This is a genomic window from Streptomyces sp. NPDC006140, from assembly GCF_040628815.1.
In the GTDB taxonomy this organism is placed as follows: Bacteria; Actinomycetota; Actinomycetes; order Streptomycetales; family Streptomycetaceae; genus Streptomyces.
This window is the reverse complement of record NZ_JBEXTS010000006.1, coordinates 345,609-369,174: the sequence shown is the minus strand read 5'-3', so window position 1 is coordinate 369,174 and position 23,566 is coordinate 345,609. Positions and strand designations below refer to the sequence as shown.

The following is a 23,566-nucleotide window of genomic DNA, read 5'->3' as shown; positions in this document are numbered from 1 at the left end:
GGCAGGAGGTTATCCGGGGGGTGCTGGGCGGTGGAAATCGGTTAGCGGCGCAGCAGTGGGAGCGGGGCGCCCATCACCGCGTACGGCTTCGGGGCGCTCGGGAAGAGCACCTGGCGGGCCAGGTCCCGGTAGCCGAGGGAGCGGTAGAGGGCGCGGGCGGGGCTGTCGGTGTCGATCGCGGAGAGGATCGAGCGGGGTTCGGCGGCGCCGTCGGTGATCGTGGTGATCAGGGAGCGGCCGATGCCGCGGTTCTGGTGGTCGGGGTGGACGTGCAGCTCGGTGATCACGAAGGAGTCGTCGAGCCAGGTGTCGCGGCCCTGGGCGCGGAGGTAGGGCTCCACGACGGTGGACCACCAGTGGGTGCGGTCGTTGGGCATGCCGTAGACGAAGCCGACGAGGCGTCCGCCGGTGGTCGCGCCGAGGGCGCGGGCGCCGGGGTAGGTCATGTGGCGCAGGACGATCTGGCGGCGGACGGCGACTTCGTCGGAACCGAGGCCGAAGGCCACGGCCTGGACGGCCAGGGCCTCGTCCACGTGGGCGGAGAGGTCGAGTGGGCCGATCACGAGGTCCATGGCGGGAGCCTACAGGGGGGTCTCCGTTGTCAGAACAGCACGCTCATGAAGGCGCCGACCTCCTGGAAGCCCACCCTTTGGTACGTCCTGCGGGCCGCCGTGTTGAAGTCGTTGACGTAGAGGCTGACGACCGGGGCGACGTCGGCCAGGGCGTAGCGCAGCACCGCCGCCATGCCGGGGGCGGCCAGGCCGGTCCCCCGGTATTCGGGGGCCACCCACACGCCCTGGATCTGGCAGGCGTGGTCCGTCGCGGCGCCGATCTCGGCCTTGAAGACGACCTTGCCGTCCGCGTCGAAGCGGGCGAAGGAGCGGCCGGAGCCGACGAGTTCGGCGACGCGGGCCTGGTAGAGGAGTCCGCCGTCGCCGGCCAGCGGGGAGACGCCGACCTCCTCGGTGAACATCGCCACGCACGCCGGCATGATCGTCTCCATCTCGTCCTTGCGGACGCGGCGGACGTAGGGGTCCGGGGCGATGCCGGCCGGCAGCCGGTCGGTGACCATGAGCGGCTGGTGGCGGCGGACCTCGCGGGCCGGGCCCCAGTGGGGTTCCAGCAGTCGCCACAGGTCGGCGGTGGCGCCCGAGGGTCCGACGATGGAGGAGCAGCGGCGGCCGGCCCGGCGGGCACGGTCGGCGAAGGCGCGGACGGCGCGCGGGCCGGCGCAGATGGGGACCAGGTTGGCGCCCGCGTAGCACAGGGACGTCAGCATGCCGTCCTCGTACCAGCCCCACATCTCGCCGCCGAGCCGCCACGGGTCGAGACCGGCGATCCGCACCCGGGACGTCACGAAGGCGTTCGCGACCGGCTCGCGGTCGAGGACGGCGAGCGCGGCGTCCAGGTCGCTCGGTTCGAGGACCCGTGAGGTGGTCTGCGTCAACACGTGGCGGGGCCTCACACACTCGGGTCTGTTGGTCTCCGCACTATAGCTGCGCTGCTGGGGCGGGGCGCCTCGGAGCTCGGGAGTGACGGTTTGCCGGCGGGTGCGGGTGCGTTGGGGCGCGTCGCGCAGTTCCCCGCGCCCCCAAGGAGCCCGGCCCCGCCGGCGTCATGGGAAGGATCAGCCCGCGACCGCCACCGACGGCTCGCCGGAAGCGACGCCGTCCGCCTCCATCTGCTCGGCCAGCTTCATGGCCTCCTCGATGAGGGTCTCCACGATCTTGGACTCGGGGACGGTCTTGATGACCTCGCCCTTGACGAAGATCTGGCCCTTGCCGTTGCCGGAGGCGACGCCGAGGTCGGCCTCGCGGGCCTCGCCGGGGCCGTTGACGACGCAGCCCATGACGGCGACGCGGAGCGGGACCTCCATGCCGGTCAGGCCGGCGGTGACCTCTTCGGCCAGCTTGTAGACGTCGACCTGGGCGCGGCCGCAGGACGGGCAGGAGACGATCTCCAGGCCGCGCTCCTTGAGGCCCAGCGACTCCAGGATCTGGAGGCCGACCTTGACCTCCTCGGCGGGCGGCGCGGAGAGGGAGACGCGGATCGTGTCGCCGATGCCCTGGGAGAGCAGGGCGCCGAAGGCGACCGCCGACTTGATGGTGCCCTGGAAGGCGGGACCGGCCTCGGTGACGCCGAGGTGCAGCGGGTAGTCGCACTGCTCGGCGAGCTGCTTGTACGCCTCGATCATGATGACCGGGTCGTTGTGCTTGACGGAGATCTTGATGTCGCGGAAGTCGTGCTCCTCGAAGAGGGACGCCTCCCACAGGGCCGACTCGACCAGGGCCTCGGGAGTCGCCTTGCCGTACTTCTGCAGCAGGCGCTTGTCGAGGGAGCCGGCGTTGACGCCGATGCGGATCGGGGTGCCGTGGTCGCGGGCCGCCTTGGCGATCTCCTTGACCTTGTCGTCGAACTGCTTGATGTTGCCGGGGTTGACGCGGACCGCCGCGCAGCCGGCCTCGATCGCGGCGAAGACGTACTTCGGCTGGAAGTGGATGTCGGCGATGACCGGGATCTGCGACTTGCGGGCGATCGTGGCGAGGGCGTCGGCGTCGTCCTGGGTGGGGCAGGCGACGCGGACGATCTGGCAGCCGGAGGCGGTCAGTTCGGCGATCTGCTGGAGGGTCGCGCCGATGTCGGAGGTGCGCGTGGTGGTCATCGACTGCACCGAGACGGGGGCGTCTCCGCCGACGGCCACGGACCCGACCTGGATCTGGCGGCTCTTCCGGCGCTCGGCGAGCTTGGTCGGAACGGACGGCATGCCGAGAGAAATCGCAGTCATCTGCTGTGCAACCCCAAGTCGTGGATCAAGGTCCGGTCCCGTGAGCAGCGGGCTCCGAGCTTCGAGATTACGGCACATGCCCCGGCGCGGGCACATCCCACCCGCGTGGCCACTCGATGGGAGGCGGCCCGGCAGAAAGTATGCCGAGCCGCCACGAACGCCATATGACTAGGAGATTCTCACCGGGTTAACCACGTCCGCGATCAGGACGAGGATCGTGAAGCAGATGAAGATCCCCGCGACCACGTAGGCGACCGGCATGAGCTTCGCCACGTCGAAGGGGCCCGGGTCCGGCCGGCGGAGCACCTTGGCCGTGTTGCGGCGCAGCGACTCCCACAGGGCGCCCGCGATGTGGCCGCCGTCGAGCGGCAGCAGCGGGAGCATGTTGAACAGGAACAGGGAGAGGTTGAAGCCGGCGACCAGCATGAGGGCCATGGCCAGTTGCTGGGTGGGCGGGATGTCGAGGGTGAAGATCTCGCCGCCGACGCGGGCCGCGCCGACCACGCCCATCGGGGAGTCGGCCTCGCGCGGGGCGCCGTCGAAGGCCGCGTTCCACAGGGCCGGGATCTTGCCGGGGAGGGCGGCGAGGGAGTCGACGGCCTCGCCGATCCGGTCGCCCATCCAGGTCACGGACTCGCCGAAGTCCTGCTTGACCACGCCCGTGGCGGCGCTGAAGCCGAGGAAGCCGGCCCGGACGTACTGGTTCTCGATGATCTGGCCGCTGGAGTCCTTCTTGGCGACCATGTTGGGGGCGATCTTCGCGTGCAGGGTGACGTCCTGGCCCTTGCGCTCGACGACGATCGGCACCTCCTTGCCGGGGCTGGAGCGGATGAGGTCCGACAGCTGGTTCCAGTCGTCGGTCTTCACCCCGTCGAAGGAGACGATCTTGTCGCCGGCCTTGAGGCCCGCCGCGGCGGCCGGGGAGGCCGGGTCGCCCTTCTCGCACTTGTCGCGGTTCTCGCTCTGCGAGATGACGCACTGGGAGACCGAGCTGACCGTGGTGGTCTGCTGGCTGATGCCGAAGCCCATCAGGACGGTGAGGAACAGCGCCACCGCCAGGACCAGGTTCATGAAGGGGCCGGCGAACATGACGATCACGCGCTTCCAGGGGGCGCGCGTGTAGAACATGCGGTTCTCGTCGCCCGGCCGGAGCTCCTCGTACGCGGCGGAGCGGGCGTCCTCGATCATGCCGCGCCACGGGGAGGTGGAGCGGGACTCCAGACGGCCGTCGGCGCCCGGCGGGAACATGCCGATCATGCGGATGTAGCCACCGAACGGGATCGCCTTGATGCCGTACTCGGTCTCGCCCTTCTTGCGCGAGAAGATCGTCGGGCCGAAGCCGACCATGTACTGCGGCACGCGGATGCCGAACAGCTTGGCCGTGGACAGGTGCCCCAGCTCGTGCCACGCGATCGAGAACAGCAGGCCGACCACGAAGAGACCTATGCCGAGGATGAACATCAGAGTCGTCATGCACGGGCCTCCGCCGTCTGTGCCGCCAGTTCCCGGGCCCGGGTCCGCGCCCAGGTCTCCGCTTCGAGGACGTCCGACACGGTGAGTGAGGTTCCCGTACGCGGGGTGCCGTGCTCCTCGACGACCCGGGTGACGGTCTCCATGATCCCGTTGAAGGGCAGCGCGCCCTGGCGGAACGCCTCCACGCACTCCTCGTTGGCCGCATTGAACACCGCCGGGGCGGTGCCCGCGAGCTCGCCGACGTGCCGGGCGAGGTTCACCGAGGGGAAGGCCTCGTTGTCGAGCGGGAAGAACTCCCAGGTCGAGGCCTTGCTCCAGTCGAAGGTGGGGGCGGCGTCGGGGACGCGCTCGGGCCAGCCGAGGCCGATGGCGATGGGCCCGCGCATGTCGGGCGGGGTCGCCTGGGCCAGTGTCGATCCATCCGTGAACTCAACCATCGAGTGGACATACGACTGGGGATGCACGACCACCTCAATGCGGTCGAAGGGAATGTCGTAGAGGAGGTGTGCCTCGATGACCTCCAGGCCCTTGTTGACGAGGGTCGCGGAGTTGATCGTGATGACCGGGCCCATGGCCCAGGTGGGGTGGGCGAGGGCGTCCTCGACGGTGACGTGCGCCAGCTCCTCCTTGCTGCGGCCGCGGAAGGGGCCGCCGGAGGCGGTGACGACCAGCTTGCGGACGTCGGCGCGGGTGCCGGCGGCCAGGGCCTGGAAGAGGGCCGCGTGCTCGGAGTCGACCGGGATGATCTGCCCGGGCTTGGCGAGGGCCTTGACCAGCGGGCCGCCCACGATGAGCGACTCCTTGTTGGCGAGCGCGAGGGTGCGGCCCGCCTCCAGGGCGGCGAGGGTCGGGGCGAGTCCGATGGAGCCGGTGATGCCGTTCAGGACGGTGTGGCAGTCGGAGGCGGCGAGCTGGGTGGCCGCGTCCGGGCCGGTGAGGATCTCGGGGAACGGCTCGCCGGTGCCGTACTGCGCGGTGAGCGCCTCGCGCAGGGCCGGTACGACGTCCTCGCGGGCCACGGCGACCGTCCGCACCCGGAGCCGGTACGCCTGCTCGGCGAGGAGGGCGACCCGGCCGCCGTTGGCGGAGAGGCCGGTGACCCGGAACCGGTCGGGGTTGCGCAGCACGAGGTCGATGGCCTGGGTGCCGATGGACCCGGTGGAGCCGAGGATCACCACGTCCTTGGGGCCGTCGCCCGCTACGGGGTCGTAGACGAGGTGCGGGTCGGCGAGGGGGGCTGGACTGTCGCTCATTGCTCCATTGTTGCCGTAAGGGCCGTGTGTGAGGACAGCGCATCCCCTTCGCGGGGGCGCGCGCCACAGCGGCGCACGCCCCCATGAGGGCCGGGGCTACCGGATCGGCCGGTGGACGTTCTCCTTCTGCGACGGTCCCGGTGTCGCGTCGGCGATCCAGGGGCCGTCGCCCGACGGGTCGACGATGCCCCGCTCCAGCCACTCGTACGTGCCGGACAGGACGCCCTTGACCACCTTGCGGTCGAGGTCGTCGGTGTTGGTCCACAGGCGGGTGAAGAGTTCCTCGATCCGGATGCGGGCCTGGCGGCAGAAGACGTCGGCGAGCTGGTAGGCCTCGCGGCCGTGGTCGCCCTGGCTGCGCAGCATTTCGGCGCGGACGCAGGCCGCGCTCATGGCGAACAGCTCGGCGCCGATGTCGACGATCCGGCCGAGGAAGCCCTGCTTGGACTCCATGCGGCCCTGCCAGCGAGACATGGCGTAGAACGTGGAGCGGGCGAGCTTGCGGGAGGTGCGCTCGACGTAGCGCAGGTGGCCGGAGAGGTCGACCTCGTGCTTGAACTCGGCGTAGGAGGTGGGGAGCTGGCCCGGTCCCGCGACCAGCTTGGGCAGCCACTTGGCGTAGAAGGCGCCCGCGTTGGCGCCCGCCTTGGCCTTGTCGCCGAGGGACTTCTCGGGGTCGATGAGGTCGCCGGCGACCGAGAGGTGGGCGTCGACGGCCTCGCGGGCGATGAGGAGGTGCATGATCTCCGTCGAGCCCTCGAAGATGCGGTTGATGCGCAGGTCGCGCAGCAGTTGCTCGGCGGGGACGCCGCGTTCGCCGCGGGCCCGCAGGGACTCGGCCGTCTCGAAGCCGCGGCCGCCGCGGATCTGGACGAGTTCGTCGGCCATCGTCCAGGCCATCTCGGAGGCGTACAGCTTGGCGAGGGCGCCTTCGATGCGGATGTCGTTGCGGTCCTCGTCGGCCATCTGGGAGGCCAGGTCCGTCACGGCCTCCAGGGCGAAGGTGGTGGCCGCGATGAAGGAGATCTTGGAGCCGACCGCCTCGTGGTGCGCGACGGGCTTGCCCCACTGCTCGCGGGCCGCCGACCACTCCCGGGCGATCTTCAGGCACCACTTGCCGGCCGCCACGCAGGACGCGGGCAGGGACAGCCGCCCGGTGTTGAGGGTGGTCAGGGCGATCTTCAGGCCCTGGCCCTCCTCGCCGACGCGGTTGGCGGCGGGGACGCGGACCTGGTGGAAGCGGGTGACGCCGTTCTCGATGCCGCGCAGGCCCATGAAGGCGTTGCGGTTCTCGACCGTGACACCCGGCGAGTTCGTCTCCACGACGAAGGCGGTGATGCCGCCCCGGTGACCCTCGGACTTCGGCACCCGGGCCATGACGACCAGCAGGTCGGCGACCACGCCGTTGGTGGTCCACAGCTTCACGCCGTCGAGGACGTATTCGTCGCCGTCGGGCACGGCCGTGGTGGCGAGGCGGGCCGGGTCGGAGCCGACGTCGGGCTCGGTGAGCAGGAAGGCGCTGATGTCCGTGCGGGCGCAGCGGGGCAGGAAGCGCTCGCGCTGCTCCTCGGTGCCGAACAGCTTCAGCGGCTGGGGCACGCCGATCGACTGGTGCGCGGAGAGCAGCACGCCGATCGCGGGGCTGGCGGAGCCGGCCAGAGCGAGTGCCTTGTTGTAATACACCTGTGTGAGGCCGAGACCGCCGTACTTGGTGCCGATCTTCATGCCGAAGGCGCCGAGCTCCTTCAGCCCGTCGATCACCTCGTCGGGGATCCGGGCCTCGCGCTCGATGAGGGCCGGGTCGACCTTCGTCTCGACGAAGTCGCGGAGCTTGGCGAGGAACTCCTCGCCGCGCTGGGCCGCCTCGTCCTCGGGGACGGGGTGGGGGTGGATGAGGTCGAGCCGGAAGCGGCCGAGGAACAGCTCCTTGGCGAAGCTGGGCTTGCGCCAGTGCTGTTCCCGGGCGGCCTCCGCCACCTCACGGGCCTCCCGCTCGGTGACGGCGGGACGGGAAGAGGGGGTGGTGGACGCGGACATGAGGGGCACCTCGCCGCAACTAGGGAGATTGAGGACCGTTTCGTTACCGACCAGTGCTACTGGATCGTTGGTACCCGAAACCGGACGCTCCCACCAGTCCTCGCGCGTCCGTTCAGCCGAAGGGGGCGGATCGCGCGCGGCACTTGTCGCGCGCCTGACGACGGTGTTGCATCGAGGTGCCCCCCAGGAGACCGATTCGCGCCGCCGGAATTCGGTATCGAAGCGCTTCGACAACCTATGGACACCCAGGACCGCTGGAGCTACTGTCGAACCACCCTCACTCGTCGTTATCAGCAATGCGCACTGTCGAAGCGCTTCACAAACTTGGAGAGCTGGATGGTCACCCTCGCCGAGGTCGCCCAGCACGCCGGAGTCTCGGCGAGCACGGTGAGCTATGTCCTCAGCGGCAAGCGGTCCATCTCCGCGACCACCCGGCAGCGGGTCGAGCGGAGCATCCGCGAGCTCGGGTACCACCCGAACGCCGGGGCCCGGGCCCTGGCGAGCAACAAGTCGAACATCATCGCGCTGATGATCCCGCTGCGCACGGACATGTACGTCCCCGTGATGATGGAGATCGCCATCGCGGTGGCGACCTGCGCGCGCACGCACGGGTACGACGTGCTGCTGCTCACCGGCGAGGAGGGGCCGGACGCGGTGCGCCGCGTCGCGGGCAGCGGGCTCGCCGACGGGATGATCCTGATGGACGTCGAACTCGACGACGAGCGGCTGCCGCTGCTGCGCGCGACGGACCAGCCGTCCGTGCTGATCGGGCTGCCCGCCGACACCACCGGCCTGACCTGCGTCGACCTGGACTTCCGGGCGACGGGCGCGCTGTGCGTGGAGCACCTGGCGAAGCAGGGGCACCAGGACATCGCCGTCGTCGGAGAGGCCCCGGCCGTCTACGAGCGGCACACGGGCTTCGCCGAACGCACCCTCGACGGGCTGCGGTCCCGCGCGCGGGAACTGGGCGTGCGGCTGCTGCACCGGCCGTGCGAGGGCGGGTACGACGCCATGGCGGTGACGCTCGCCCGGATCCTCGACGAACGCCCGGACACCTCGGGGATCATCGTGCAGAACGAGTCGGCGGTCGAGCCGCTGCTCGCGCTGCTGCGGCAGCAGGGCCGGGCCGTGCCGGAGGACATGTCGGTGGTCGCGATCTGCCCCGACCAGGTCGCGATGCAGGCCTCGGTGCGGCTGACGTCGGTCGCCATCCCCGCGCAGGAGATGGGCCGGCACGCGGTGGAGCACCTGGTCGCCAAGCTCGAGGGGCGCGGCCGCGACGAGGTCGTGCTGATCGCGCCCGAGCTGACCGTACGGACGAGCACGGGCCCGGCGCCGAGCCGCTCGTAGGCGCCGCTGCGCCCCGCCTCCCCCGCATCACCGCCCACCTCCCTCGCAACCACCGCCCACCTCCCAGGGCACCCCCATGTCTGCACTCCTCCAGGAGCACAGGAGCACGCCACGTGAATCAGCCCGCTGAAACCCAGCCCCAGGTGAGCCTGGCGCAGTCCTCCCCCACGGTCGGCACGTTCCGCGAGCGCGGCGGCGCGCTGGAGTGGAGCGGCCGCCAGGAGACCGTACGGATCGAGCCGTGGGGTCCGGACGCGGTCCGGGTGCGTGCCCGGCTCGGCGGCCCGGTCCTCGAAGGGCTGCCGGGCGCCCTGCTCGACGAGGCTCCCGCGACGCCGTCCACGGTGAAGATCGAGGACGGCAGCGGCCGGCTGACCGTCGGCACGCTCACCGTCGAGGTGAACGCCGAGGGCCTCATCCGCTTCCTGCGGACGGACGACTCCGCCGAGCTGCTCGCCGAGGACCGCGCCCACTTCTGGTGGCCCGGCTCCCGCCTCTACACGGCCGTCGGCAACGGCCACCACCGCCTGGAGCAGCGCTTCGCCGCCTACGACGACGAGAAGCTCTACGGCCTCGGCCAGCACCAGCACGGGCGCCTGGACCAGAAGGGCCTGGTGCTGGACCTGGTCCAGCGCAACGCCGAGGTCGGCATCCCGGTGCTGACCTCCAGCCGGGGCTACACGCTGCTGTGGAACAACCCGGCGATCGGCCGCGTGGAGCTGGCGCACAACGGCACCCGGTGGGTCGCCGACTCGGCCCGGCAGATCGACTACTGGATCACGGCGGGCGACCCGGCCGGGGCCCAGCGCCGGTACAGCGCGGTGACCGGCCGGACGCCGATGCTGCCTCAGTGGGCGGCGGGCTTCTGGCAGTGCAAGCTGCGCTACCGCACCCAGGACGAACTGATGGCGGTGGCCCGGGAGTACAAGCGGCGGGGGCTGCCCATCTCGGCGATCGTCTGCGACTTCTTCCACTGGACGCACCTCGGCGACTGGAAGTTCGACCCGAAGGAGTGGCCGGACCCGGCGGCGATGGTGCGGGAGCTGGAGGAGCTCGGCATCAAGCTGGTGGTGAGCGTCTGGCCGTCGGTGTCGCCGCTGAGCGAGAACCACCCGGTCCTGGAGCAGCGCGGCTGGTTCATCGGCACCCAGTACGGGCCGATGGCACACGCCGACTGGCCCGACAAGGAGGTCGCCTCCACGGTCCAGGTCGCCTTCTACGACGCCACGAACCCGGACGCCCGGGAGTTCGTGTGGTCGAGGGTGAAGGAGAACTACCTGGACCCGTACGGCATCACGGCGTTCTGGCTGGACGCCTGCGAGCCGGAGCTGAAGCCGGGCTTCCAGGAGAACCTGCGCTACTGGGCGGGCCCGGGCCTGGAGGTCGGCAACATCTACCCGGCCGAGAACGCCCGGACGTTCTACGAGGGCCTTCTCGCCACCGGCGAGGAGGAGGTCGTCACCCTCAACCGCTCGGCGTGGGCGGGCAGTCAGCGCTACGGCGCCGCCCTGTGGTCCGGGGACATCGGCACGGACTTCCCGACGCTGCGCCGCCAGATCGCGGCCGGGCTCAACACGGCCCTGTCGGGCATCCCGTGGTGGAACACCGACATCGGCGGCTTCCACGGCGGCGACCCGGACGACCCGGCGTACCGGGAGGTGATGGTGCGCTGGTTCCAGTTCGGCGCGCTGTCCCCGCTGATGCGCCTGCACGGCTTCCGCGACCCGGGCATGCCGCTGGGCCCGGAGATGACCGGCGGCCCCAACGAGGTGTGGTCGTACGGCGAGGAGGCCGGGGCCGTCCTGGAGAAGTACCTGCGGCTGCGCGAGCGCCTGAAGCCGTACGTCCTGCGCGTCATGCGGGAAGCGCACGAGGAGGGCCTGCCGGTGATGCGGCCGCTGTTCCTGGAGTTCCCGGACGACCAGGCCACCTGGTCGGTCGACGACTCCTACCTCTTCGGCCCGGATCTGCTGGTCGCCCCGGTGCTGACGGCCGGCGCCACGGCCCGTACGGCGTACCTGCCGGCGGGGGCGACGTGGACGGACGCGTGGACGGGCGAGACGTACGAGGGCGGTCAGGCCGTGACGGTCGACGCCCCGCTGGACCGGATCCCGCTGTTCCTGCGGGACGGGGCTCGGCTGCCTGTAGCGGAGTAGCCGTGCCGGACGGGTGGCCGGATCGATGGAGGTCTTCCGGCCACCCCGTCCGCTTCTTCGGCCAACTTCCCACCAGCGCCGGTGGGTTGGAAGGGGTAGGTTCCCTGCGTGTCCTCGTCTCCGCTCGCCCTCACCGCCGCCAACCTGCTGCTGCGGCCCGCCTTCGGCTCCCGCCGGAACCCCGGCCGGGTCTTCGACCGCATCGCGGTGGAGGCCGGTCGGGCGCCGGGTGACCAGGAGTTCACCGACGGCTTCCGGTCCCTGCTGGGCTGGTGGGCGAAGGCCGAGAACCTCACGCCGGTCGGCTGGCAGTCGGCGCAGGCGCACGTCCGGCGGCACCTGGCCAACCGGGCCCGGGTGCGGCGGCTGATCGCCGAGCACCCGGAGATCGAGCGGGAGCCGATCGAGAAGCCGGTGTTCGTCGTGGGGCTACCGCGCACGGCGACCACTGTCACGCACTCGGTGCTGTCGATCTCGGACGGGCACCGCTGTCCGCTGCTGTGGGAACTGCTCGCACCCGACCTGGAGTTGCCGCCCCGGCAGCGGCGCAGGGCGGTCGCGGCCGGGCGCCGGCTGGTCCAGGGCACGGACCTGTTCGCGCCGCGCTTCCGCGACATCCACGCGATGGCCGCCGAGGGCCCCGAGGAGTGCACGTTCGCGCTGCCGCACGCCCTGATGCCGTTCTCCCAGGCCCGGATCCCCGAGTACCTGGCGTGGCACTGCGCGCGGGACTTCACCGCCGACTACCGGTACCTCAAGCAGGTGTACCAGGTGCTGCAGTACGGCCGTCCGCGGCGGCGCTGGATGCTGAAGTCGCCCATGCACCTGGAGAACCTGGACGCGCTGCTGAGGGTCTTCCCCGACGCCACACTCGTGTGGTGCCACCGCGACCCGGTCACCGTCGTGGCGTCGTTCTGCAGCCTGATCGAGCACGGCATGGCCGTCAGCACCCGCCCCCTCGATCCGGCCGGCATCGGCACCACCTGGCTGGGTCTGCTGAGCCGGGCCATGACGCGCGGTCTCGCGGCCCGGGCCGCCGTCCCGGCGGAGCAGTTGGTGGACGCCCCGTACTCCTGGCTCGGCTCCGACCCCGCGACCGGCGCCCCGAAGCTGTACGCGGCCGTCGGCGCCCCTTGGACCGAGGCCGACGCGGCCCGGCTGCCCGCGGCCGTGGCCCGCCCCAGGGGCGCCCGCAAGCACACGTACGACCTGGCCCGCTACGGCCTGACCCGGGACGAGGTCGAGTCGGCCTTCGCCGCGTACAACGCGCTGCGGGCCGAGGTCGACCGCGCCTGACGGCACGGCCGGCCCCGGCCCCGGAGGTCAGCTGCTGCTGACCGTGAGGTTGTTGGTGGTGAAGTTCAGACCGCCGGACGACGAGGTGATCTCGTAGCCGAACTGCACGTCACCGATGGTCTCGTTGCCCATCCACTTCTTGGTGTCCTTGATCCACTTCAGGATCGGCAGGATGTTCACGGTGCCGGAGTTGGAGTTGGAGGTGCGGATGAACGAGAACACCTCGTTGGCGCCGTTGGTGCCCTTGAAGACGTTCCAGGTGTGGCCGCCGAGCGTCACGCTGCCCTGCGAGCTGCCGATCGGGCCGACGGGTCCGGTCTTGTTGACCCAGAGCATGATCTCGTAGTCGTGGTCCGTGTCCCAGATGTCGTACGACGTGTTGTACGCGCCGGACGACGGGACGCTGACGTTGTAGCTGCTGGTCAGCGAACCCAGGGAGGTGATCGACTTGTTGATCGCCTTCGTCTGGTTCGGGTAGGACTTGATGCCGCCGGTGTTGGGGTGGTTGGCCCAGACGCCCCAGTTGGTGCCGGAGTTGGCCCAGATGCACTGGCTGCCGGCGCCGGAGCCCCAGATGTTGTTGTAGAGCGTGTAGCCGTTCAGGTTGGTCTGGCCCCACTGGTCGCAGGAGTTCCAGACCGCGGCGGAGGCGGGGGCGGAGGCGAGGCCGACGGTGACGCCGAGGGCCAGAGCGGGGGCCAGCAGGGCCTTGGTGACCCTGCTCAGCGTGCGTGATGCCATGGTGTCCCTTCCATGGGTGGGGGGGGTGGGGGGAACTACCACGCCCTCAGGGTGAGGACGTGGTCTTCTCCGGCGACCAGGTGGAGGGATTCTGCGCCGGAGGAAGTCCGGAGTTCGACGCGGTGGGTGCGGCCCGGCCTGATGACCGCGGTGGCGCGGTCCCGCGTCCAGGTGAGGTCGATCTCGGCCCCGAACCGGGTGCGCACACCGCGCAGCGCACCGCTGGGGTACGCCGCCGGGAGCGCGGGGAGCAGCACCAGCCGGTCGGGGGTGGACTGCACGAGCATCTCGATCAGCACGGCCGGCAGGGTGTGCGCCGCGTCGGCGTTGTAGACGTCGCGCTTGGGGTAGTGCGCGCTCATCAGGGAGGCGTGGAAGAAGTCGCCGTCCAGGACCTGGCCGAGGGCGTGGGCGACGCGGTCGGCGTCCCCGAGCCTGGCCGCGATGAGCGCGTGGTGCAGGTGGCCGTGGGCGGAGTCGTTCTCGGCGCCGCGCAGTTCGAGGGCGCGGTGGGCGGCGGCCGCGAGCTCGGGGGTGTCGTAGGGGGTGATCTCGTCGAGTGGCCAGACGCCGTAGAGGTGGCTGAGGTGGCGGTGGTCGTAGGAGTCCGCCAGGCCCGGCCAGGCCCATTCGGCCAGGGCCCCGTCCTCGTTGATCCGGTGCGGCGGCAGCCGGTCGGCGAGGGCGTGCCAGCGGTCGGCGTCGGGGCCGGGGTGGTAGGCGGCGGCCGTGCGCAGGGCGTGGCGGGCCGCGGAGAGGTCCATGGCCGCGTTGAGGGTGCCCCAGCTCGCGTTGGCGGGGCGGTTCTCGGGTGAGTAGGACGGGACGACGACGAGGTGGCCGTGCTCGTCCGTCCTGGTGAGGAAGTCCTCGTAGAACACGGCGACTTCGGCGAGTGCGGCGGCGGTGCGCGGGTCGCGGGTGCCGTGGGTCTCGTCGTGGTCGACGAGCGGTTTGAGCAGCCAGTCGGCGCCGGCGGTCCACAGGTGCAGCGGGTACTCGCGGTTGTAGTGGTACACGTGGCCGGACTCGCCGTCGGTGTGGGCGGGGGCGACGACGCCCCTCGTGCCGAAGATCGCGCGGGCGTTCTCGCGCCAGTCGGGCAGCTGGCGGTGGATCAGGTTCGCGTGGGCCTCGGTGACCTCGGGGAGGGCGGCGGCAGCGGCGGAGGCCGTCTGGAGGTTGAGGTTGGCGTCGTTGGTGAAGGCGCCCGACCAGGCGGTGTTCCAGTCGCCGGTCCACAGTCCGGTCAGGCGGGGCGGGAAGAGGCCGCTCGCGGAGAGCAGGTGGTAGCGGCCGGCGGCGAAGAGGCGCTCCAGCAGGGCGGCGCTGCGCGGCCGGGTCAGCAGCTCGGAGCCGGGCAGGGCGCGTTCGGCGGGGTCGGCGGCGAGGTCGAGGGTGACGCGTTCGTAGGCGGTGCGGTGCAGGGCGGTGTGGCGGTCGAGGAGCTCGTCGTACTCCTGGGGCAGGTCGCGCAGGGCCCGGCCCTCGGCGACCACGTCGAGTTCGCCGGTGTGCCGGTGCACCCGGGTGAGGACCAGCACGGACCGGGCGCCCTCGACGCGCACGCCGGGGGGCACCAGGGTGGTGGTGCCGCCGGTGACGGTGACCTGGGTGACGCCGGTGCAGGCCCGGTCGCCGTCCGGGTAGCGGGCGCGCAGGCTGAGCAGGGCGCCCTCGGGGGTGAGGACGGCTCCGTGGCCGATGCCCAGTCCGGCGGGGGCGCCGGGCAGCCGGTGGTCCAGGTCGATGTCGAGGGTGAGGCCGGGTCCGGTGAGGTGGTGGACGATCACGTCGTCGGCGCGGGAGACGAAGACGCGGCCGGTCCAGCCGGCGCAGGTCGCGCTGACCACGCCGGTGGTGAAGTCGACGTCGCGCCGGTAGTCGGGGCAGTCGGCCGGCGGCCGGCGCAGCCGGACCTGGAAGGCGGGGTGGAAGGGCTGCACCCACTGGAGCGGGCGGCTGTCCGTGAAGCTCTCGGCGGCCGTCCGGTCGCCCGCCAGGAGGCGGTCCTGGAGGGCGGGGAGGGCGTCGGCGAGCTGCGGGGGCCTCGGGTCCCGGCCGTTGGGCCGCACCAGGGTGTGGTGCGTGACGATGACCCGCTCGTGGTCCGGGTCGCCGAACACCAGGGCGCCGTGGTGGCCGTTGCCGCTGAGGAAGGCGTCCTCCCAGCGGGCGGCCGGACGCGGTTCCCAGGTGCCGTGGACGGGTGCGGTGGCGGTCATGACCGGAGCACCGCCGCCTCGTAGCGGCCGAGGGTGACCCGGTCGGTGACGGCCTTGTCCGTCAGCAGGTCGTGGTGGGTGCCGGGCACCTCGACGGTCACCGGCTCGCGGCCGTGGTTGAGCACGAACAGCAGCTCGCCCCGGCGTACGGCCTCGACCTGCTCGGGGAGGCCGTCCAGCACCGGGCGGACGCCCGCGCCCTCGGCGATCCGGGCCAGCAGGTCGCGCAGCGCCTCGGGTTCCGGGAGCGTGGAGAGGTACCAGGCGGGGCCCTTGCGCAGGACGGCGGGCATGCCGTCCAGTTCGCCGCCCTTGTAGGGGATCGTGTGGTCCGGGTCGGCGGGCTCGATCTCCTCGGACCACAGGGTGCCCCGGAAGCCCTCGCACGCGGCGGTCTCCCCCGCCTCCAGCGGCCACCACTCGTGCAGCGTGCGGATGCCGAACAGCTCCCGCAGCCGGGCGTCCATGCCGCCGGGCCGTACCCGGTCGTCCTCGTCGGCGACGCCGGTCAGGAAGCCGCAGACGAGGGTGCCGCCCTGCCGGACGTAGGCGAGGAGGTTGTCGATCGCCGCGTCGGTGAGCGCGTACAGCTGGGGCACGACGACCACCGAGTACGGCGTGAGGTCGTGCTCGGGGTGGGCGAAGTCGGTGGTGAGGTGCGCCTGCCACAGGGCGCGGTGCCAGGCGCGCAGCACGTCCGGGTACTCCACCTGGCTGGACAGGCGGCCGTCGTGGGCGCCGGCCCACCAGGCGTGCCAGTCGTGCAGGACGGCGATGTTCGCGGTGAGGTGCCGTCCGGTCACCTGCGGGGCGATCCGCGCCAGGTCGGCGCCGAGCTGCTTGACCTCCTGGTACGTCCGGCCGTCCTCACCGGCGTGGCTGACCATGCCGGAGTGGAACTTCTCCGCGCCCTGCCGGGACTGCCGCCACTGGAAGTAGCAGACGGCGTCGGCGCCCCGGGCCACGGCCTGCAGCGACCACAGCCGGTTCATCCCCCGGGGCTTGGGGTGGTTCACACCCCGCCAGTTGACCGGCCCGGCCGCCTGCTCCATCAGCATCCACGGCCCGCGTGCCTGGGAGCGGGTCATGTCCTGGACCAGGGCGCCCTGCTGGGCGCCGAGCGGGTCGCGCGGGTCGGGGTAGAGGTCGACGGAGACGACGTCCTCCTCCTCGGCCCAGCGCCAGGCGTCCTGCCCGAACCACAGCGGCATGAAGTTGCTGGTCACCGGCAGGTGCGGGGTGTGCCGCCGGACGATGTCCCGCTCGGCGGTGTAGCACTCCAGGAGCATGTCGGAGGTGAAGCGGCGGAAGTCCAGGACCTGGCCGGGGTTGCGCAGATAGTGCGGCAGGCGGGGCGGCAGGATGCCGTCCCAGGTGTCGTAGCCCTGGCTCCAGAAGGCCGTGCCCCAGGCCTCGTTGAGTGCCTCCAGGGTGCCGTACTTCTCCCGCAGCCAGCGGCGGAAGGCGGCCGCGGCCTCGTCGCCGTAGTCGTAGGTGCAGTACTCGTTGTTGATGTGCCACATCGTCAGGGCCGGGTGGCCGCCGTAGCGGGCGGCCAGGTCCTCGGTGATGGCGGCGGCGTAGCGCCGGTAGGTGGCGCTGGAGTGGGAGAAGTGCTGCCGGCCGCCCCACCACTCGGTGCGGCCGTCCTCGGTGACGGGCAGGGTGTCGGGGTGCAGCCGGCCCATCCAGGGCGGGGGCGCGGAGGTGGGGGTGGCGAGGACGACGCCGATGCCGTTGTCGTGCATCAGGTCCATCAGCGTGTCCAGCCAGCCGAACTCCCGTGCGCCCGGCTCGGGTTCCAGCGTCGACCAGGAGAAGACGCCGAGGGTGACGGAGTTGACGCCGGCGGCCTTCATCAGCCGGACGTCCTCGTGCCAGGTCTCCTCGGGCCACTGCTCGGGGTTGTAGTCGCCGCCGAAGAGGAGGCGCCCCCTCGTCGCATCACTCAGGCCGGGCATCAGGCGGGCTCCCCGTACTGGACGCCGCGTCCGTTGGTGGCGATGTAGACCCGGCCGTACACACGCGGGTCGCCGGTGATGGCGGCGCCGATCCAGCCCCACTGGTGCTGGTCGTCGTTGACGCGCACCCAGGTCTTCGCCTCGTCGTCCGAGCGGTACACGGCGGTGATCGTCTCGGTGGCGCCGACCATGTAGAGCGCCGGGTAGGAGGCGCCCGCGGCGGCCTTGCCGAAGCCGAGGGTGTACGAGGCCCAGCAACTGTCGACCTTGGCGAAGGTCGCGCCGCCGTCCGTGGAGCGGTACAGCCCGTTCCACTTCAGGCTCAGCCACAGGTCGCCCGAGCGGCCCGGGGCGGCGACGAGCTGGAACTCGGTGTCGCCCGAGTTCAGGCCGCCGGCCCGCGCGGTGAAGGTCAGGCCGCCGTCCGTGCTGGCGAAGAGCGTGCCGGTGGTGGTGTCGAAGGCGTAGAAGCGCTTGTCGTCGACCGGGTCGGCGACCGGGGCGGCGCCCTTGGGGAAGGAGGAGACCTCGGACCAGGTGGTGCCGTTGTCGGCCGAGCGGAAGCCCGGGTTGCTCGTGCCGAAGGACCACAGCAGCACGCTGCCGTCGGCGTTGGTGGCGATCGGCCCCGGCGCGCTCTTGGCCATGCTCGGCTGGGCCTTGAACGGGGCCCACGTCCTGCCGCCGTCGTTCGACCAGGCTCCGTTGCCGTTGTCGCCCCAGCCCGCCCGGACCACGTACGAGGGCTTGGCCGCGGCCAGCGAGAGGCCGGTCGACGTGCCGAACACCGGGTTCGACGCCATGCCGCGCGAGGGCGACGCCGTGAGCCGCTCGTGGTACATCACGCCGATGTCCCCCGAGCCGCTGAGCAGGTGTGCCTCGCCGGTCGGGGGCGAGACCAGCTGACGGATGGAGGCCTCCTCCAGGCCGCGGATCTGCGGCGCCCAGTGCCTGAGGTCGCGGGTGCCGTAGAGGGTCGCGCCCGTGCCGTAGACGACGTGCTTCGAGTCGTACGGGTCGAGGGCGAGGGCCTGGATCCACCAGCCGAACTTGGGCTGGTCACCGCCCCACTTGAGGAACGGCGTCTCGGAGACGTCGAAGACGGCCGTGTCCTTCAGGGACGTCCAGGTGCGGCCGCCGTTCGTGGAGCGGAACACGGTGTCGATCTCGGCCCAGCGGTTGTTGGTGGAGACGACGAGCGTGCCCGGGCGGCGGGCGTCGACGGCGACGCCGCCGTAGCCGAAGGAGTCGGTCCCGCCGTCGCTCGTGGTCCCGCCGGGCTTCACCGGTGTGACCTCGGTCCACTTCCCGCTGCTGGTGCGCAGCTTGTGCACGCTGCCGTCGGACTGGCCGTTCGGGCCGGGGGCGTTGGCGTACGTCACGTACAGCTCGCGGGTGTGCCGGTCGTACGCGGCGCGGATCGGCACCTTGGCGGCGGTGCCCGCGGGCTGCCCGGGGACGGCCTCCCAGGTGGTGCCGTCGGCGGTGCGGTAGAGGTTCGCGGTGGTGCCGTCGGAGTCGCCCCAGCCGGCGTAGACGGTACGGCCGGCCGCGACCAGGAGCGTGACGCCCTGGCCGGTGGCGCTGGGTGCGGCCGGGAAGCTCACGGCTTTCCAGGTGGCGCCCCGGTCGGTCGACTTGAGCAGCCCGTCGTGCCGGGTGCCGAGCCAGAGCGTGTCGCTGTCGCGCGGGTCGACGAGCAGCCGCTCACCGCATCCGCGCCCGTCCTCGTTGGCCCCGAGCTTCACGGTGAGGTCGGTGCGCTTCCAGGTGGCCCCGCGGTCCTCGGAGCGCAGCACGGCCCCGTTGCCGGCCCAGGACTGGGCGTACGTGCCGAGGGCGAGGTAGACCCGGTTGGGGTGGGCCGGGTCGACGGCCATGGCCTCCACGCCGAGCAGGTTCCAGTCGTCCCAGCCGAGGTGGTCGGTGAGCGGGACCCACCGGCCGGTGCGGTCGTCCCAGCGGTAGGCGCCGCCGATGTCGGTACGGGCGTAGGCGAGGCCGCGGACGGTGGGGTGGAACAGCACGCCGGTGATGAATCCGGTGCCGCCCTGGACGACGTTGCGCCAGCGGTACGCCTGCCCGGCGGAGACAGCCGCCCCGGCGGCGTGCGCCGGCCCGGGCAGGAAGGGGACGGTGGTGAGCGCGGCGGCGGCCGCGGTCCCGGCGAGGACGGTTCTTCTGCTGAGGCGAGACGCGCGCATGACACATACCTCGATCTACGAGAAAGGGTGGGGAGACGCACTTCAGGGGCGCGGGGCACTGCTTGATATGCGGCTCCGCCGCGTGGGCGCGATCGACCACGGCGCAGCCGCAGACGACGACGGTCGACAGCCCTGCGGCGAGAGGGCGTTGTCAGCCCTTGACGGCGCCGGTGAGCATGCCCTTCTTGAAGTGCTTCTGGACGAACGGGGAGAGGACGGCCACGGGCAGCAGGGCCAGCACCATCACCGCCATCTGGATCGCGAGCGGCGAGAGCTGGCCGGTGTTGATCTGCGCCTGGAGCCCCACCGGACGCTGCTGCATCTGCACCAGCTGGATCATCACGTTCTGCAACGGCATCATGTCCTGGTCGGTCAGGTAGATCGACGCGTTGAACCAGGCACTCCAGTAGCCCACGGCGTAGAAGAGGGCGATCACCGCGAGGACCGCGCGGGAGAGCGGCAGAACGATCTTCCACAGGATCCGCCAGTCGCCGGCGCCGTCGATGCGGGCGCTGTCGATCAGCTCCTGGGAGATGTTCATGAAGAAGGCGCGCAGCACGAGGATGTTGAAGACGCTCACGGCACTGGGCAGGATCAGCGCCAGATAGGTGTCCGTCAGGCCGAGGGCCTGCACCAGCAGATAGGTGGGGATGAGACCGGCCCCGAAGAACATCGTCGCCAGCAGGAGCATCAGGATCCAGCGGTGGCCGAGCGAGCCGCTGCGCGACAGGCCATAGGCGCACAGCACCGACACCGTCATGCTGAACAGCGTGCCGACCAGGGTCACACCGATGCTCACCAGGGTGGCTCTCTGGACCTGGCCGCCGCTGAGGAGTTCCTGGTAGGCGACGAAGGTGATGCCCTTGGGGATCACCACCAGACCGCCGGCCTCGTCGATGGTCTCCTTCGACTGGAGGCTGGTGACGATGACGATCCACAGCGGGAAGAGGATGGACAGGCAGGCCAGGGACAGGGCGATGCCCTTGCCGGCCAGCCCGGCCTTGGAGGGCGGCTCCTCCCAGACGGGGCGGGGCGGGGCGGCCCAGCGGCTCGGTTTCCTGACCCGCGGCGCGTCGCCGGGCGGAGTGTCGAGGACGGCGGTCACTTCTTGTACACCCCCTGCTCGCCCATGAGATGGGCCACCTTGTTGGCGATCAGCACGAGCGCCAGACCGACCACGCCCTTGACGAGCCCGGCAGCGGCGGCGTAGCTGAAGTCCTGGTTGCGGATGCCGTTCCACCACACGTAGGTGTCGAGGACCTCGGAGGCGTCGACACCCACGGCTTGTCGTTGGAGGAGCAGTTGTTCGAAGCCGACGGTGAGGGCGTCGCCGACGCGCAGCACGAGCAGCAGGGCGATCACCGGGCGCAGGGCGGGCAGCGTGATGTGCCAGATGCGCCGCCAGCGTCCGGCGCCGTCCATGGCGGCGGCCTCGTACAGGTCGTTGGAGACCGAGGAGAGCGCGGCGAGGAAGACGATGATGCCCCAGCCGGCGTCCTTCCAGACGGTCTGGGCCGTGACCAGGTACTTGAAGACCTCCGGGTCGGTCATCACGTCGAAGCCCTCGTAGCCGTGCTGGCGCAGGGTCTGGGCGATGATCCCGGCGCCGCCGAAGATCTGCATGAAGACGGTGACGACGAGGACCCAGGAGAAGAAGTGCGGCAGGTACATGACCGCCTGGGCGACCGCCCGGACCCGTGGCCTGACGACGCTGTTGATGAGCAGCGCGAGCAGGATGGGGATCGGGAAGTAGAGCACCAGCTGAAGGAAGAACAGCACCAGGGTGTTCTGCACCGCGTGCCAGAAGGCCGAGTCGGCGAAGATCCGCTCGAACTGCTCGAAGCCGATCCAGGGACTGTTGAGGATGGCGACGAAACCGTTGTCGCCCGCGTACGGGTCGTAGTCCTGGAAGGCCACCACATTGCCGAGGATCGGTATGTAGTTGAAGACCAGGATCAGCAGGACCGCCGGCAGCACCATGAAAAGCAGCGCGCGGTCACGCCTGAATCTGAGCCTCAGGCTCAGTTTTCCCGCGTTCTTCCTGCCGCGGGCCCGGTCTCCGGCGCCGCCGCCGGACTTCGCCGGAGTGCTCGCGGGGGTCTTCGCCTCGGTCGTCGCCTGAGGCACCGTGCTGTGGGACACGGCCTTCTCCTTGCTTGAGCCCCGGATCAGTTCGCCGAGCCGTTGTCGTCGAGCAGCTTCTTGTACCAGTCGCGCAGGTCGTCGCCGCCCTTCTTCTTCCAGTCGGCCACCGCCTGCTGCACATCGCTGATCTTCTTGCGGCCGCGCACGACGTCGTCCTCGAGCTGCTCGAAGTCGTCGGCGAGGTTGGCCCAGCGGGTGGGCTCGGTGACGGTCAGCCCGTAGAAGGTGGTCTTCTTGGTGAAGGCGCCCATGCGCTGCTGCCACTCGACGATGCCCCGGGTGATGTCGGGGAAGTCGGGGTAGGCGACGTACGGCGCCGGGTTGCCCGTGAGGTCATAGGTGCTGCTGACCTCGTTGATGCCCTGCTGCGTCTTGACCGGCAGGCCGCCCTTCACCGTGTAGTCGGTGCCCTCGACGCCGTAGGCGGTGAGCATGAACTCCTTGGTGCCGTAGGGAGCGGCGCAGTAGTTGCAGAGCGCGAGGAAGTCCTTGATCTGCTGCTTGCTCGCCTTCTTGCTGATGAAGGTGAACATGCCGCCCGGCTGACTGGCCCACAGCGTGGGGTCACCGCCGTCGGGCCCGAAGATGTCGAACACGCCCATCTCGAATTCGGGGTTCTGGGTCCGCTGTTCGGCGGTCTTGCCCCACCAGTCGGAAATGTTGTTGTTGTAGACCAGGACCTGTCCGGCGGTGAAGCGGTTGGCCGCCATGCCGCCCGCCTTGCCCGACACGGCGTCCGGGTGGACCACCTTCGCCGCGTAGAGCTTGCGCACCCACTCCAGGGCTTCCAGGTACTGCTCGGTCTCGATGCGGTTGACGAGCTTGCCGTCCTCCAGGTTCCACCACAGCGCCTTGTCGCCGCCCGGCGGGACACCGAAGATCTGCAGGGCCGACCACTTCATGTCGTCGCAGGCCCAGAGCTTCGCCCTGGGCTCGGCCGCCTCCTTCGCCCAGGACAGGAACTCGTCGGGGCTCTTCGGGAGGGAGTAGCCCTTCTTCGCGAAGAGGTCCTTGCGGTACATGGTCGCCATGCTGGTGACGCGGGAGTTCGGCATCGGGATCGCGCGGAGCTGGCCGCCGAAGATGCCTCGCTGCCAGGCGTCGGTGGGCACGGCCGCGAGGTTCGGGTAGTCCTTGACCTTGTCGCCGGACAGGTACGGGCCGAGGTCGGCGAACTTGGCGTTGATCGCGCTGGGTATCCGGCCCGTCAGGTTCCAGTCGGGCACCACCACGGCGTCGGGGATGTCACTGGAGGCGAGGATCGCGCCGAGCTTCTGGTCGTAGGTGGCGCCGTCCTGGTTCTGCCAGGTGATGTCCACGCCGATGGCCTTGTTCATGGCCGTGTAGTAGGGGTTGCTGCCCTTCGGCGGGGTGCCCCAGTAGGGGGCCATGATGGTCAGCCGGCCGCCGCTGCCGAGCTTCTGCGGCACCGAGGTCTTCAGCTCGGCCGCCGGGATCGCCTTGGTGAAGCCGACGGGCGAGCCGTTCTTCGAAGGGATGTCGGGGGTCGCGACGTTCGACGCGACGTAGGCCGGCAGGATCTTCGCGGCGTCCTTGCCCGACGTGGCCCCCTCCTTCTGGCCCTCTTTCCCGCCACCACAGGCGGAGAGCAGCGGCATCCCGCCCGCCACGGCTGCGGTGGCGACCGCGGTGGAGGCGAGGAAGCTTCTCCGGCTCGGTCCGGAGGAGGCGGAGGCGGCGTTCGGCGTCATTGCGTCAACCCTTCATGGCGCACCAGGACACCCGGCGGAGGCCGTCGGCTGCGGTGTCTCGAGTGGAACTGGCTGAGCTGAAGCGAGCCTTCGACCCATGCAACCGGGGTTCCCGTAGTCGAAGCGCTTCGATGTTGCTGTGAGGTTAAGTGAACGCCCCAGGGTGCACAAGGGTCGTTCCCAAACTTCCTGCCGGGCGCGAGAAGGGACCATTCCTCATGCACCGCT

Annotated in this window: 16 protein-coding genes; 3 read left to right on the top strand and 13 right to left on the bottom strand. The window is 70.9% G+C overall.

Annotated elements, in window-relative coordinates:
- Window positions 1-41: 41 nt before the first annotated feature.
- From ABZ386_RS19140 to ABZ386_RS19115, 6 genes are all read right to left on the bottom strand, one after another.
- On the bottom strand, window positions 42-572 hold the full coding sequence (locus ABZ386_RS19140; RefSeq protein WP_351341447.1) for a GNAT family N-acetyltransferase: 531 nt from the start codon (window positions 570-572) through the stop codon (window positions 42-44).
- Between the two features lie 29 nt (window positions 573-601).
- Window positions 602-1,450: a GNAT family N-acetyltransferase gene (locus ABZ386_RS19135; protein WP_351341444.1), complete on the bottom strand. Its 849-nt coding sequence runs from the start codon at window positions 1,448-1,450 to the stop codon at window positions 602-604.
- A 177-nt stretch (window positions 1,451-1,627) separates the two neighbouring features.
- The gene (ispG, locus tag ABZ386_RS19130) at window positions 1,628-2,785 is read right to left on the bottom strand and encodes a flavodoxin-dependent (E)-4-hydroxy-3-methylbut-2-enyl-diphosphate synthase (protein WP_351341441.1); all 1,158 of its coding nucleotides are present in this window, start codon (window positions 2,783-2,785) and stop codon (window positions 1,628-1,630) included.
- 168 nt (window positions 2,786-2,953) lie between these two features.
- Window positions 2,954-4,246, bottom strand: a complete 1,293-nt coding sequence (locus ABZ386_RS19125; protein WP_351341588.1) for a site-2 protease family protein — start codon at window positions 4,244-4,246, stop codon at window positions 2,954-2,956.
- 8 nt (window positions 4,247-4,254) lie between these two features.
- A complete protein-coding gene (dxr, locus tag ABZ386_RS19120; RefSeq protein WP_358965247.1) occupies window positions 4,255-5,511 on the bottom strand; it encodes a 1-deoxy-D-xylulose-5-phosphate reductoisomerase in 1,257 nt (418 codons plus the stop codon).
- A 96-nt stretch (window positions 5,512-5,607) separates the two neighbouring features.
- Window positions 5,608-7,548 (bottom strand): acyl-CoA dehydrogenase family protein, encoded by a 1,941-nt coding sequence (locus ABZ386_RS19115; RefSeq protein ID WP_355720148.1) that lies wholly within the window; start codon window positions 7,546-7,548, stop codon window positions 5,608-5,610.
- Window positions 7,549-7,884: 336 nt separating this feature from the next.
- On the opposite strand from ABZ386_RS19115, the gene ABZ386_RS19110 reads away from it, so the two are divergent.
- The 3 genes from ABZ386_RS19110 to ABZ386_RS19100 all read left to right on the top strand — a co-directional run bounded on the left by ABZ386_RS19110 (window position 7,885) and on the right by ABZ386_RS19100 (window position 12,350).
- Window positions 7,885-8,898: a LacI family DNA-binding transcriptional regulator gene (locus ABZ386_RS19110; RefSeq protein WP_114255610.1), complete on the top strand. Its 1,014-nt coding sequence runs from the start codon at window positions 7,885-7,887 to the stop codon at window positions 8,896-8,898.
- Between the two features lie 113 nt (window positions 8,899-9,011).
- The gene (locus ABZ386_RS19105) at window positions 9,012-11,054 is read left to right on the top strand and encodes a glycoside hydrolase family 31 protein (protein ID WP_358965245.1); all 2,043 of its coding nucleotides are present in this window, start codon (window positions 9,012-9,014) and stop codon (window positions 11,052-11,054) included.
- A 108-nt stretch (window positions 11,055-11,162) separates the two neighbouring features.
- The gene (locus ABZ386_RS19100) at window positions 11,163-12,350 is read left to right on the top strand and encodes a sulfotransferase (protein WP_358965243.1); all 1,188 of its coding nucleotides are present in this window, start codon (window positions 11,163-11,165) and stop codon (window positions 12,348-12,350) included.
- Window positions 12,351-12,377: 27 nt separating this feature from the next.
- On the opposite strand, the gene ABZ386_RS19095 is transcribed toward ABZ386_RS19100, so the two are convergent.
- From ABZ386_RS19095 to ABZ386_RS19065, 7 genes are all read right to left on the bottom strand, one after another.
- A complete protein-coding gene (locus ABZ386_RS19095; protein WP_351341425.1) occupies window positions 12,378-13,091 on the bottom strand; it encodes a hypothetical protein in 714 nt (237 codons plus the stop codon).
- A gap of 35 nt (window positions 13,092-13,126) precedes the next feature.
- Complete coding sequence (locus ABZ386_RS19090; protein ID WP_358965241.1) at window positions 13,127-15,316, bottom strand: glycoside hydrolase N-terminal domain-containing protein; 2,190 nt, start codon at window positions 15,314-15,316, stop codon at window positions 13,127-13,129.
- A complete protein-coding gene (locus tag ABZ386_RS19085; RefSeq protein ID WP_356506124.1) occupies window positions 15,313-17,277 on the bottom strand; it encodes a beta-galactosidase in 1,965 nt (654 codons plus the stop codon). The genes ABZ386_RS19090 and ABZ386_RS19085 overlap by 4 nt, the downstream gene beginning before the upstream one ends.
- A complete protein-coding gene (locus ABZ386_RS19080; RefSeq protein ID WP_355719695.1) occupies window positions 17,277-19,481 on the bottom strand; it encodes a 1,4-beta-glucanase in 2,205 nt (734 codons plus the stop codon). The genes ABZ386_RS19085 and ABZ386_RS19080 overlap by 1 nt, the downstream gene beginning before the upstream one ends.
- A gap of 151 nt (window positions 19,482-19,632) precedes the next feature.
- Window positions 19,633-20,586 carry a carbohydrate ABC transporter permease gene (locus ABZ386_RS19075; RefSeq protein ID WP_351341414.1) on the bottom strand — a complete coding sequence of 318 codons (954 nt, stop codon included), beginning with the start codon at window positions 20,584-20,586 and terminating at the stop codon, window positions 19,633-19,635.
- Complete coding sequence (locus ABZ386_RS19070) at window positions 20,583-21,623, bottom strand: ABC transporter permease subunit (protein WP_351341411.1); 1,041 nt, start codon at window positions 21,621-21,623, stop codon at window positions 20,583-20,585. Before ABZ386_RS19070 ends, ABZ386_RS19075 begins: the two co-directional genes overlap by 4 nt.
- Window positions 21,624-21,649: 26 nt before the next feature.
- A complete protein-coding gene (locus tag ABZ386_RS19065; RefSeq protein WP_358965238.1) occupies window positions 21,650-23,338 on the bottom strand; it encodes an extracellular solute-binding protein in 1,689 nt (562 codons plus the stop codon).
- Between the last annotated feature and the right edge of the window lie 228 nt (window positions 23,339-23,566).